Here is a 13,082-nt window from a genome sequence, read left to right on the forward strand (position 1 = left end):
TCATAATAACGGGCAATGGATAAAAGGGGCGACACCCCATAATGACGTGTCGGTTCTCAAGAAAACATACCGATAAAAACATTGTAAATAGCGTTTTTATATTTAATGGGTACACAAGAATATGTACTTGAAAGTGAACGTTAAAAAGCCCACCTTGTTTACAAGATGGGGCGTGGATAAACGGATTATAATTGGGTTTTGCCGAGTTCCTGCATTTTCCTTATTAGCTTTTTGTTCTGACTGCCGGCGGAATACTTTGCGGATTATTAAACACATTACCTGGATCGTATTTCGCCTTAACTCTCCGCAATCGAGGATAGTTTGCGCCATAGTAAACCGGCCCGGAATTCTTGATCCCTTGGTCCGGAACGTTAATATAGGACCCCACGATGTAAGGCTGCAGCTTCCGGCGCGTTTCGCGAGCGACGGCGATATTTTTGGCGGCATCGGATTTCTTGATCCAAGAGCTGTTCCACTCGACGTAAAATTTCGCTTTACGCCAGTAGAATGCCGTCGCTTTAGGGGCTACGCGGCTTACGGCTCCGCCCCAGTTGAGGAAGAAGAATCCCGCGAATTCGCCTTCTACCTGCTCTAAAAACTTGCGCATGGACTTGATGGCTTTATCAGGGAACGGACGTCGGCCGAAACCGCTGGAGAACTGGTTGCTTTCCCTTTGCGTAAGGACAGGATCAGGAGGTAACAGGAAGTCCACGACTTTCGGGTAAGGTAATAAGCGAATGATCTTGCTCGTTGTCGTTCCGATGCTCGTCATGGGCTTTAATAGGCGGAGGGCTTCCGTTTTCGATCCGAGGAAGAGCCCGTTCATGGTGACGTTACCGCCTTTTTTCGGACCGATCGACAGCTCGCTGCCCAGTCTGTTATCAACGCAGGGCGCCCATTTTTGCCAAGCTTTGAGCACCTCCGGGAATTGATCCCACGGCCAGGTGATGCGGTATACCGTAGCCTTCTCCGGAGCGGAATGCACTTTGAATTTGTACCTGGTGTATACGCCGAAGTTACCGCCGCCGCCCCCTTTGGAAGCCCACAGGAGGTCCGCGTTGCGTTTTTTGTTGGCGCGAATGACCCTACCCTTCGCGTCAACCATTTCGAGCGCGATCAGATTGTCGCTGACGAGGCCGACCGTCCGTTGAAGAGGTCCGATTCCTCCGCCGAGCGTGATGCCGCCGATCCCAACGGATGGGCTGTCGCCAAACGGAGCGATATAGCCTAGCGGCGCAAGCGTTTTAGCGATTCTTCCCACTGTGTTGCCCGATCCGACGATTGCAGTGCTCCTTTTTTTATTGAGCGTTATTTTTTTCATTTTGCTTACATCGATGACAATGCCTCCGTTGACCTGCGAAAGATTGACTTCCAGGGAATGCCTTCCGCTTCTCGGACGGATGGGAACCTTGTTTTCGTTGGCCCACTTAATGGCATTCGCCACGTCTTGCGTTCTTTTCGCAAAAACAAACACTTTGGGGAATCTGTTCGTATGGGGGTCCCAATTCTTACGAGCAACATCGTAACCGGGATCGCCTTTAAATATAACTAGCCCGGTAAGTTTCGTTTTGGATTTCAACAAATCCCAACTCCCTTTGAGCATGTGATTAGACTTTCATCCAGCATATGGAACTTTATATCGTATGAAGGACATCAGACTAAGGAGTGGGCCAATGCAGATTATTACTGATCTAAAAAGAAATAATTCTAAACGAATGAATAGATATGGACGAAGCCGATAAGTGCTAAATCAATTTATTTTGATTAATCCTTGATTTCCTTTTTTCTACATGCTGCACTGATTTCATCAAGAAATTTTGATGAATGGCGGTGGTGCTCAAATGTTAAACCACTATGCAATTGAAAAGCTAATGAAGTTTCAGCAAACTGACTTAGAGCATCGAGCAAGACATGCATGGAAATGGGAGAAATTAAACAACAAGAAAAAAGTAGAGCATAGGGAACCTTGTGAATCTAAATATTTGTATATTCCAACAAGATCCCGACATTTTATAGCGCATACCACTGGTATAAGCGCATCAACTTCAATAATGAAATCAACAGTTTCTTCAACTAAAGAATCATTTAATACTCCTAGTACTTATGATAAAGGACAATTAACTACTAGATGGGGGACTTAAGTTAAACCAAAATTAAGGAGGAAATTAAATGAAATTAGTTGCATCTCGAAAAGTAAACTACACGGTAATAATACTTGCTGTATTGCTTTTATCTGCTGTAACATATTATTTCACAGTATATAACTCGGTAAACAAAACGATTATTGAGACCCATGCCTTTTACAAAGTCTTCGACTCCGAAGAAACAATGTTTAATCAGGCTGATGCAGTAATTATTGGATCAACAAATCAAAACTTTGATGACAGAAAGCACGTTACAACTACATTTGCTTCGACTGGAGCGACCCAAGACTTTTATACCATAACTAATGTTCAAGTAGATAAAATATTAAAAGGTGATGTTCTAATAAATCAAACTTTACAAGTTGGTGAGCCAATTAGCTATGATCAAACACTAACCGGTAAGTCAATAATTACAAGAGAAGGTTACAAAGAATTAAAAGCTGGTAGCAAATACTTATTATTTCTAAAGAAAAATCGACAAGGTCTGTATTTTGTTATGACTGCTGAATTGGGAAAATATAATGTCGACAACAGCGATCCATGAAGCTGAATGGAAAGATTTAAAACAGAAGATAAAGAACGAAATAACGAAAAATCCGAAATATAGTGCGCTCGCTATCCAATAACATTTCAACAATAGGTCTATCCGAAATTGTGGATAGACCTATTTTCAAGTTGTATACCCGTTACGCACCGGGTGGCTTTGGAAATCATATTTGCGAATAATACAATAGAGACTTAATCAGCATCATCTTTATTAGCGGGTTATCGTCGTAAAACGAAGATCACAATTTTGGGAGAGCCTTTTTAGAGGAGGAGGAGTAATGGCTGTTCAGCAACTTCTACAGAATTTCTATCGAGAGATGAATACAGATTTAGAGCTAATAGTTCCTCATTGGGCGCCTCATAAACAGGTGGTTCATAAGCTAATCCAGAGTGCGGGTGTATTTAGCGGAGACTTCACCACCAATGTATTAGTGATAGGGGCTGGAAACGGTCATGATTTACCTTTACCAGAAATCGCGAGCAGACCATTACTGAAACTAAACAAAAATTCAATGAGAGGCTACAGCAGCGGCAGAAAATAAAAGCAGAAAATAAAATTAAAGACTAAGAAAATAAAATTAAAGATTAGGGGCTGGAAAACAACACGAGATACACTACACGAGATACATAATCACAAAACCCGTATTTTGTACAAATATCAAAACAGCAATTCCGGATTTATCATTTTAATGGGCTTTAGATGGTCTTTGTCATAGATAACTACCGGGCTTTAGATGGTCTTTGTCATAGATAACTACCTCGGTCGTCGGCCACGTGCCGAGCCCTATTATAATGTCGTCCGGGTTATTGTCCAGCAGCCGGATCTGGAACGATTCCTGGTACTCCTTAAGCGTGTCATCGGTAATTGGAATCACCAATATTTTCGCTATTTCGCCAGCTCCAAACGTGATACTCCCAGTCGTTGCGGACGTATAATCACTGCTTTCAGCCGTTCCGGGGATAAGCTCGTAATCAATGGTGGCCGGTATGCTTACATCGCCTGAGCGCCTCACCTTGATCAGGGCTTTTCCCTCCTCTTCAATTGCATAGTAAGCAGCATCTTCGAATCGAAATTGGTGACGTGGATCGTCGCTGTAAATGAACACATCTGTTTCTATCAAATTCCATAATGTAGCCCCGCCAGTCGGATTAGTCAGGGCAAACCTAAAATTTTCGGGTCCTTCATATTTAATATCATCCCTAATTGGAATATCGATCCGTTTCATATGCTCGTCCTCGGCAAACGTCAGCGTTCCTTTCACCGGCGTGTAGTCTTCGTTCTCCACAGCCGGTTCAGCTTATTTGGAAGCTTTCCCGGGCCGGGTTTCATGGTTGACAGTTACGCCCCCTTTTCTCCCGGTTCGATATACGGTAAGGGAGACATAGCCTGCTTTCTCGTACGCTGGGTCGAAGTAGTAAAAAGGGGCCGTCAAATCATCAGCTGGCAGTTGTGCGAACTGTTCACTGGGCCATATCGATACCGAACCTGGAACCGATTCAGGAGTGTCATTGTCATAAATCAATACCGATAATTCTCTAGTGACAGGTTCGCCATCCCAATATATATGATATATATTACAGTCAAATATATAACGGTTTTACAAGCATCGGTTAATTCATGATGTTATATCATAATGCAGTGCGAAATATAAAAAAATGCTATTTCAGATTCATCTTACCAAACTTATCCATGTATTTATCAAAGAGAGTGTAAACTCGCTGCGCCATCTTCACACGATCCGGAAGTTCGCGGAGCAGGCTCTTACAATATTCAACACCCGAATCCGTAATCTGGTAAAATCGATTGTACCGGTTGTCGCCCTCCCACTGTCGATTAACGTGGCCGTTCTCTGCGAGCGTTTTTAGACGCTGGCTGAAATAGGCATCATTGACACCAACGCCATCAAGCGTATGAGTAATGAACTGTTCCATTTCACTGTGATAACGCCGTCCATTCATCAAATCGGAAAGCACGATAAAATCGATAACCTGCTGCACTTTTACAACATGTCCTAGCGATTCCGTTTTTTCAATTGGATTTTCGTTCCTCGGCATAATGAATTTCACCCCTTCTAATTTTTGGAAAGTCATACCACATCAATGAATTCCGAAAACAGAAAATAGTACCCTCCCCCCTTGGAATCTGTATTTTCAGCACTCGACTGAAAGAGGGGAGTAAAGAGGACTAAAAAGCGAACTTACCAATAAGTGCATTCTAAGGGAAAATTTACTTATCCATATTGTATCACAAATACGATTGTTTTCGATATACTTGTTTCCACTCTTTTTAGAATCCTCTCCGCCACACTTTTTTTACCTTTACCTATCCCCTTTTCAACCATTCTTCTACATCTTCTGTATCTAGATTCCTATCTAGCTGCAGTATTTATATCTATTTCTGGACTCGTTTTTATTCTTTTTGTCTCTTCTAATCTAGGAGCAGATTATCTCTCTAAAACTTTATACGTATCTAGAATCGATTTCGATTGAGAGTGGGCCGGCCGGGCAGATAGCAAAAACCGGGTATCAAAGGGGCAAATTCTTTAAGTTGCAGATCTCATAAAAGAAAATAAACAGAGAATTGGACATCGTAATAAGTAGATAAGGAATTGAAATGAGCAGATTGGATGAATGAAAGTAAGGTGGTACAATCGATCAAACAAAATAAGGTGTGTCTACCGAGCAGCGTAGCAGGATAAACATAGTGCGCCGAAGAGAGTTAGATAGTATATTATAAGGGTGGTAACAAGTATATCGAAAACAATCGTATGCGGAAGTTCAAATTGAATAAGACGGCGGTCTTAATCGAGAGCCGCCGTCTTCAAAATCCCCCACTTCGCTCTTAAAATTTCCCTGAACGAAGCTGCTTTTCATATATAAGGGTGGAAACAAGTATATTTAAAACAATCGTATGCTACGGTCTAATTGAAAACGACGGCGGGTCTCAATCGAGAGCTTCCGTCCTCAAAATCCCCCAGACGATGGGAATTTGAGGAACTGCCAATCCTACTAGTACAACGATTCCAAAGAAGATAAGCGGAACCAAAACATTTGCACAACGTCCCAGAACTTCCAAGCCCATAAAAATGGCCGCGATGTTTATAGACCATCGTTTCTCGTAAGTCTGCGAGCGGATACGAACTTAAATAATGTCTCCGCGGTCTGCCAATTGCTTCCATAGAAAAAAGGAGTTGCCGCTTGGCAAGCTCCTTCACAATCATTCCTCATTCATACACATCAAAAATCACCTAGCATGACTAATCACGACTAACTTCTTCTTATTTGCCGATTAATATCTTGGTGTAGTCCGAATCAATGGGAAGCATGATGACAGGCTCTCCTTGGAAAGTCGTAACATAACTCTCCAGTGTACGGTAGAGCTTATAGAACTCGGGGTTCTTGCTGTAAGCGTCATTATAGATTTTCGCGGCCTGCTGCTCGCCGTCGGCTAGAATTTTCTTCGCATCAGCTTGAGCCTCTGCAATCAGTTCCGTCGCAGCACGGTCAGCTTTGGAAGTAATTTTGCGCGATTCCTCATCGCCTTCGGACAAATAACGGGTAGCTATAGACTGTCGATCAGATACCATTCGGCTGTACACGCTCTGTTTGTTTTCCTCAGGCAAATCCGTCCGCTTGATCCGGACATCGACGATTTCAACGCCATTCTCTTCCATTCCCGAACGAACCTCAGATGTGATCTGAGCTGTCAAATCCCCGCGCGACGTATTTTCACTAATGATATTACCATAATCGATTTCAGAGAGCTTCCTGCGTACGATACTGTAGACAGCCGCATCGATCCGTTCCTGACTGTAGGTGACCGATTGAAACTTTCTAAGGAATTTCTGCGGATCACTGATGCGCCAAATCGTATAATTGTCTACCACGATCGGTTTCTTATCTTTTGTTAGTATGGGGGTAGGTTTGCTATCGTAGACCATTTGATATTTAGGAAGGAAGGTAACACTCTCAATGAATGGGATCTTCAGCTTCATCCCCGGCTCATCGATGTAACGTACCGCTTCTCCGAACTTTAAAACCACCTTATACTCGCCTTCCCGAACGATAAATAACGATCCGCTTAACAGTATGATTGCGGCAATTACACCCAAACCTGTGAAAACCCAACGTTTATTCATTTTGAAGTTCCTCCCTGCGCCGCTGATCCCGTGCTTGAACCAGCTCCAGCTCCAGCTCCGCCGCCCGCAGCGGTCCCAGCTGTGCTGCCGCTCCGAAGCAGCTCATTGATCGGCAAGTATTTGACGGTTTCACTTGAAGAATCGGAGATAAAGATCTTCGCTTTCGGCAAAATCTTCTCAAGCGTCTCGATGACTAAACGTTCCTTCGTGACATAAGGATTCTTGACGTATTCCGAATAAATGGCATTGAATTTGGCGACATCACCCTGCGCATTCAAGATTCGGGACTGCTTTAAACCTTCTGCATTCTGACGCAGGGCTTCGGCTTCTCCCCGCGCTTTTGGAATCGTATCATTCTCATATTTGGCTGCATTGTTAATCTTCGTGTTCTTCTGTTCACGCGCGTTCGTTACTTCTCTGAAGGCATCCGTTACTTCCCCGCCAGGGGGTTCAATATCCTGGAACTTCACGTCCTGAATGTGTATCCCAGTATTGTAGAGTGTTTGAAGCTCAATTAGCTTCTCTTTCACTTTACCTTGAATGACTGTCTTTCCTTCCGTAATGGCATAATCGAGTTTGTTCGCTCCCATAACGGAACGAATCGCGGCGATCGCGGAATTTCTTAAGAAGGCTTCCGGATTATCGATATTATAGAGATAGTTCTCGATATTGCTGATGTTCCACTCCACTACCGCATCTGCTGATACAATGTTCTCATCTCCAGTAATCATTAGTGCTTCTTCATCGACAGTCGTTATCTTACCGCCATCATCGCGATAGCCGATCGTGATTCGCTGAGTCTTAACTGCAGGCAGCTTGATAACCTCTTGAATTGGAAAAGGAAGCTTGAAATGCAGTCCAGCTTTCTCTTCCGTGTGTGTGATTTTTCCAAAAGTTAGAATTGCCGCATGCTCTTGCTCCTGAACCGTATAAAATGTGGAGTAGCCTAAAAGTGCTGCAAAAGCCACGATAACACCGATTATCGTGGCTTTTGTCTTTTTCGGCGACCAGTTGAATTCCGGTCTGCGCGGTATAGATGCATTGTACTCGCTCATCCATATTTCCCCTTTCTTAAACTCTAAAGGTAAGTACGCAGCTTAAACCTAAGCGTTTCAGACTTTCTCTTTGTATTAAAACGGCATGCGGACTGCGGAAGCAGTTGATCTATTGTTTAATGTGATTAATTATTTATAATTAGATTACATAATTAAAACTATGTAATCTATTAGGTGAGATCAGATCATTCTGCTCCAAATAAGTAGGCTCGCAGAAATTTAACATAGTTTTATTTATGTAAACTAAAAAAACCGCTATTCAAGAATCAGATTGACTCCAATTCTTGAATAGCGGTTTTATTTCATGTCGTTAATTATTGGATGAATCCAAAAATAAACTAGCAAATTGTCCATAACCGGCTTCTTGCAGATCAGCTTTGGGAATGAAGCGCAGTGCGGCGGAATTGATGCAATAACGGAGCTTCGTCGGCCCTGGCCCATCTGTAAAAACATGACCTAGATGGGAGTCTGCCTCCCTGCTTCGCACTTCCGTACGGATCATCATATGGCTAATATCCTGCTTCTCCTTCACTTGTGAAGGAATAATCGGTTTAGTAAAACTCGGCCATCCACAATTGGAATCAAATTTATCTAGGGAGCTGAATAGCGGCTCGCCGGATACGATGTCAACATAGATGCCTTCTCCATTAAAGTCCCAATATTCATTACGAAATGGCGGCTCTGTCCCATTATTCTGAGTGACTTCAAATTGAATGGGAGTGAGTTTATCGCGGCGGCTTTCCCGATCCTGCTCCGTGTTCCAGTGACTCTTAATGAAGCTGTCCCGGCCCGAGCCCTTACGGTACATTTTATAACGCAGCGGATTCTTATGATGATAATCCTGATGGTAGTCCTCCGCCGGATAGAATGTAGAGGCCGGCACGATCGGTGTGAAGATCGGTTGATCGAAACGTTTGCTTTCATTCAGACGCTGCTTCGATTTCTCAGCAAGCTCTTGCTGCTCCTCATTATGGGTAAAGATCGTCGTCCGATAAGATGAGCCCCGGTCATGAAACTGTCCGCCGGCGTCTGTCGGATCAATTTGCATCCAATAAATATCTAGAAGCTTCTCATATGGGAAAACGTTCGGATCAAACGTTATTTGTACAACCTCGGCATGACCGGTCGTCTCGGTACATACTTCCTTATACGTTGGATTAACGGTATGTCCACCCATATATCCCGAAACGATGCTGATGATACCCGGAAGTTCTTCGAACGGCGTCACCATGCACCAGAAGCAGCCACCGGCAAAAGTAGCTAATTGGTAATGTTCGCCTTGATTTTGCTCATCCTTCAAGATGGATCTCCTCCTACATTCCTTATACTGTTCATACTCAATAATCATAACAAAAGACGTATAACTTTCCAAACTGAAGGAAATTCATACGTATTCCTATTTCTATGAGAGAATTCTCATTAAATTCTCATAAAGAACGATAGATACTCTTATTCCTGATGTTCCTTCTTAATGTGCCATTTTACGAGTTTTTTTGTGTGTTATAGTTATTTCTGACATTACAAATCACAAATTATACATAACAAGAGCTGGAGGGAACAACAAGAACATGCAAATGAATCGATTACTTAAGAACGTCGTGAACGTGAGCTTGTGCGCTACCATTGGATTAACAGCGCTTGCGTTAGGAACAGCAGCACCGGCACATGCAGCAACTAAGACCACAAGAGAACTTATTAAATTCGGCGAAAAATATCTCGGTACCCCATATAAACTAGGTGTCGTAAGCATGTCCACGAATGCATTTGACTGCTCTTCTTTTACGCAATATGTATTTGACAAGTTCAATGTCTCATTAGCACGTACTTCTATTCTTCAAGCAACGGAAGGAACGAAAGTACCGAAAGGCTATCTGAGTATGGGAGATCTTGTTTTCTTTAATACAAACGGAAGAAGCATCAGTCATGTCGCAATTTATGCCGGCAATAACAAAATTCTACATAGTTCCAACAAAGGTGTTAATATTGCGGATATGAATTCAAAGTATTGGAAATCCAAATTTGTTACAGCCCGTCGGGTTGTAAAATCTTAATAACGATCCAACATAAAAACCAACTCATTTATTTAATTGTTATATTTCCGTGTAAATAAAAAATGAACCTCTTCGCTGTCACACGAAAAGGTTCATTTTTTTAGTTTACATAATAATAATTATGAAAACCTTTTAGACCCGGAACAACCCATAACCATCCAATTGAACGATCGGCTCCAAATCCGGTTTCAATCCAGCTGAATGCTGCGGCTCAAGTGCAATGTTAACGAGCCATTTCGTGAATCCGGCTACATTCATCTCTCCCATCTCCTCCAGACTAAAGAAACCGGCCGCGTCTACTTCGAAACCGTCAGGTGTGGGCTCCCCTGCAACGTAATCCATCGAAAACGCAATGTATACGTTATGGATGAACCGCGGCTGATCTCTCACAGCAACAACACTACGTACGACTGCATCGATACCGGCCTCTTCCTTCACTTCTCTTTGAATGGTTTCATGAATGAGCTCCTGCTGCTCGATATAGCCTCCAGGATTGGTCCAATAGCCCTTGCCCGGCTCCTGGGCTCTTCGAACGAGCAGAACCTTTTCTTCTTTGACAACGAGCGCGCCAACGCCTACGCTGTAGTTGCCCCAATGAACGAAACTGCAAGCTGTGCAAGCCATTCGAAGCGTTCCATCCATATCACGCTTCTCTAATACCGATCCGCATGTTAAACAAAATTTTGGTTCCATGAATTCACCCTATTTGTCCGATGTATGAGTCAACTTTCACTTTCGCTTACTCATTCATCATAGCGCTGCAAACTCTAAAGTTCAACTGTTGACTATCACTTAATTCATCTGCTTAACCGTCAGATAAAAGGTTTTCACATCAGCTGCATTACCGCTGCTGATAATTGCAATCAAGGTGACGATCGCATCGCCTTTTCCTCTTGCAGGACGATTCACAACTGAGCCATTATCCGAAATAACAGATGTCATGCTGGAGTACCATTTAATTGTACTGCCATAGGAGCCCTTTGTAGGCAGGGAGATCGCTTTGGTGACATTTGAGGCATTATCGCTGTCTTTGAAGGTAATTGCAAGCTCAGCTTTATCGGCTGCAACCGCATCACCGTTTGTCAACGATTGTTTCACAGTAAGGATAAACACTTTCACGTCTCCTGTTCCGTTCGATGAAATGAATGCGGTCATAACGACAAATGCATCACCGCTGCCGTATGCAGGACGATGGATCGTTTTCCCGTCATTTGAGAGAATCGATGGAGAACTTGAATTCCATATAATCGTGGAGCCGCCCTGCCCTTTGGATGGAAGCTTATCAATCGCTCTTGTCACATGGCTTGCATCATCATTACCGCCAAAGTCTATTTGCAAAGCGGCTTTATCCTCTGCTACCAGCTGCACATCCGAAATCTGCTGCTTCACTGTAATCGTGAAAATTTTGACATCAGCGGCACTGTTATTATAAATTAATGCCGTTAATGTTAAATTGATATCCCCTGTTCCGGCAGCGGGACGATTAATGGTTTGACCGTCGGCGGATACAAGATTAGGTGAGCTTGAATACCAATAGATCGAAGATCCATACTTCCCTTTTGTCGGCAGCGTCTTAAGCTTCTGGGTAACGCTGCCTGCGTTATCCACTCCATTAAAAGATAGGGTCAAAGCCTCTTTGTCTTTAGCAAGCTTCTGAGCGTCCGTTAATACCGGCTCCGTTGATTTAACAATTAGGGTGAAGCTCTTCGAAACGCTAGTCTTGCTGTACCTGATCTTTGCTGTCAGAATAACCTTCTGATCGGAGCTGTTGCTTCGATTGACATTTAAACCGTTATTTGAAATAACGCCGGGATTGCTTGAGCTCCAAGTAATGACCGAACCGTTCGTACCCCTTTGACTCAGAATAACTGGCCCTGTTACACGATTAGCAGAATCGTTATTCGTATAACGAATTTGCAGCTCATTCTTATCTGCAGTCACCCGTTTCAAATCCGATTGCTTCCCGTTATTATTGTACTGATCAGCCTCGCATTTCTTTCTAAACTCATCAATCTTCTTCTTGAGCTCAGCACGGTCATTACCATTCTTAATTTTGTTCAAAGCGTGCAGCATCTGATCCTCAATCTTCTTGCAGGAAATGGAGTTTTTCTTGCTGCCCTCATAGCCGTGAGCCATCGTCGTGGTGCTGAATACGAACAAGGATAAAATAACGAGTAATGCGGTCCACCTCTTCATGCATCATCTCTCCTTGAACCAATGTTGGTAAAGATCTACACGCTGGATCTTCTTCTTGATACTTACCTTTTTAACGAATCCCTCACCAGATTTGTTGCAGCGATGGAATCAAAAAAAAAATCCGCACGAGGCGGATTTTTTAAAATAGCGTTTTTTAAAATAGCGTTATTGAAGTCTCATAGCCGTTAATTATTTCGCGAATACATGATTGCCGATCTTGGATACGATTTTACGGGTCCGAATCCAGTCTGAGGTTGCAGTATCCGGATTATAGTAGAACAATGCATTCCCCGTGGGGTCATAGCCCCTTACAGCTTCTCTTGCCGCTTTAAAGGCAGTTTGGTTCGGCAGCAGCCAGTATTGACCGTCCGCTACAGCTGTAAACGCAGACTGCTCAAAGATGATACCTGTCACTGTCTTAGGAAATTTAGGCGAAATCAGTCTGTTCATTACAACAGCGCCGACAGCTACCTGCCCTTTATAAACCTCTCCCCTTGCCTCAGAATATATAATTCGTGCAAGCTTCGATAGCTCTGGTCTACTTACGGATAGTTTCTTAAGCTTGCCCCATGTTCGAGGACCAGCAATACCATCCTTAGCAATCCCGTTAGCCCTCTGAAAGCCCATTAGAGCATTGCGAGTTGACATACCGAATGTCGTCGTAATCGAGCCTTTGAAGTAACCGAGCGTCTGCAGTCTGAACTGCAGATCAGGAACATCAGGTCCTGTGCTTCCATATTTCAAAGTCGCAGGTACCTGCGCTTCAGCTTGATAGCTCGCAGTTGCTCCCGATGCAGCAAGCAGAACAAGAACGAGAGCCGTTAGTCGTTTGTACACGATGTATAAATCCCTCCGTATCATTATCATTATGCTGGAATAAGAATCACCCGGGTGGTGATTCACAGCCATAATTGTAGCATGGTTTGCAGATACATCTGTCGATTAAGAATG

General features: G+C 43.3%; 12 protein-coding genes. 3 read left to right on the forward strand and 9 right to left on the reverse strand.

Annotated elements, in window-relative coordinates; translation table 11 throughout:
* Positions 1-223: 223 nt before the first annotated feature.
* On the reverse strand, positions 224-1,579 hold the full coding sequence (locus ACFPYJ_RS12820; protein ID WP_379188537.1) for an FAD-binding oxidoreductase: 1,356 nt from the start codon (positions 1,577-1,579) through the stop codon (positions 224-226).
* Positions 1,580-2,169: 590 nt separating this feature from the next.
* Between ACFPYJ_RS12820 and ACFPYJ_RS12825 the strand changes: the two genes are divergently transcribed.
* Entirely contained in the window at positions 2,170-2,688 is a 519-nt protein-coding gene (locus tag ACFPYJ_RS12825) for a hypothetical protein (RefSeq protein ID WP_379188538.1), read from the forward strand.
* A 280-nt stretch (positions 2,689-2,968) separates the two neighbouring features.
* Entirely contained in the window at positions 2,969-3,232 is a 264-nt protein-coding gene (locus tag ACFPYJ_RS12830; protein WP_379188539.1) for a hypothetical protein, read from the forward strand.
* Positions 3,233-3,400: 168 nt separating this feature from the next.
* On the opposite strand, the gene ACFPYJ_RS12835 is transcribed toward ACFPYJ_RS12830, so the two are convergent.
* The 5 genes from ACFPYJ_RS12835 to msrA form a co-directional block, all read right to left on the reverse strand.
* Positions 3,401-3,976 (reverse strand): Calx-beta domain-containing protein, encoded by a 576-nt coding sequence (locus tag ACFPYJ_RS12835; RefSeq protein WP_379188540.1) that lies wholly within the window; start codon positions 3,974-3,976, stop codon positions 3,401-3,403.
* A 373-nt stretch (positions 3,977-4,349) separates the two neighbouring features.
* A complete protein-coding gene (locus ACFPYJ_RS12840) occupies positions 4,350-4,745 on the reverse strand; it encodes a PadR family transcriptional regulator (protein WP_379188541.1) in 396 nt (131 codons plus the stop codon).
* Between the two features lie 1,223 nt (positions 4,746-5,968).
* On the reverse strand, positions 5,969-6,829 hold the full coding sequence (hflC, locus tag ACFPYJ_RS12845; protein WP_379188542.1) for a protease modulator HflC: 861 nt from the start codon (positions 6,827-6,829) through the stop codon (positions 5,969-5,971).
* On the reverse strand, positions 6,826-7,884 hold the full coding sequence (hflK, locus tag ACFPYJ_RS12850) for an FtsH protease activity modulator HflK (RefSeq protein WP_379188543.1): 1,059 nt from the start codon (positions 7,882-7,884) through the stop codon (positions 6,826-6,828). Before hflK ends, hflC begins: the two co-directional genes overlap by 4 nt.
* A gap of 310 nt (positions 7,885-8,194) precedes the next feature.
* A complete protein-coding gene (gene msrA / locus ACFPYJ_RS12855; RefSeq protein WP_379188544.1) occupies positions 8,195-9,184 on the reverse strand; it encodes a peptide-methionine (S)-S-oxide reductase MsrA in 990 nt (329 codons plus the stop codon).
* 268 nt (positions 9,185-9,452) lie between these two features.
* Between msrA and ACFPYJ_RS12860 the strand changes: the two genes are divergently transcribed.
* Positions 9,453-9,935 carry a C40 family peptidase gene (locus tag ACFPYJ_RS12860; protein ID WP_379188545.1) on the forward strand — a complete coding sequence of 161 codons (483 nt, stop codon included), beginning with the start codon at positions 9,453-9,455 and terminating at the stop codon, positions 9,933-9,935.
* Between the two features lie 132 nt (positions 9,936-10,067).
* Here ACFPYJ_RS12860 and ACFPYJ_RS12865 read toward each other — a convergent pair whose 3' ends face one another.
* From ACFPYJ_RS12865 to ACFPYJ_RS12875, 3 genes are all read right to left on the reverse strand, one after another.
* Complete coding sequence (locus tag ACFPYJ_RS12865) at positions 10,068-10,628, reverse strand: NUDIX domain-containing protein (protein WP_379188546.1); 561 nt, start codon at positions 10,626-10,628, stop codon at positions 10,068-10,070.
* 99 nt (positions 10,629-10,727) lie between these two features.
* Complete coding sequence (locus tag ACFPYJ_RS12870) at positions 10,728-12,131, reverse strand: immunoglobulin-like domain-containing protein (protein ID WP_379188547.1); 1,404 nt, start codon at positions 12,129-12,131, stop codon at positions 10,728-10,730.
* A gap of 189 nt (positions 12,132-12,320) precedes the next feature.
* Positions 12,321-12,968 (reverse strand): cell wall hydrolase, encoded by a 648-nt coding sequence (locus ACFPYJ_RS12875; RefSeq protein ID WP_379188548.1) that lies wholly within the window; start codon positions 12,966-12,968, stop codon positions 12,321-12,323.
* Between the last annotated feature and the right edge of the window lie 114 nt (positions 12,969-13,082).

Source organism: Paenibacillus solisilvae, from assembly GCF_042656405.1.
GTDB lineage: Bacteria > Bacillota > Bacilli > Paenibacillales > Paenibacillaceae > Paenibacillus_Z > Paenibacillus_Z solisilvae.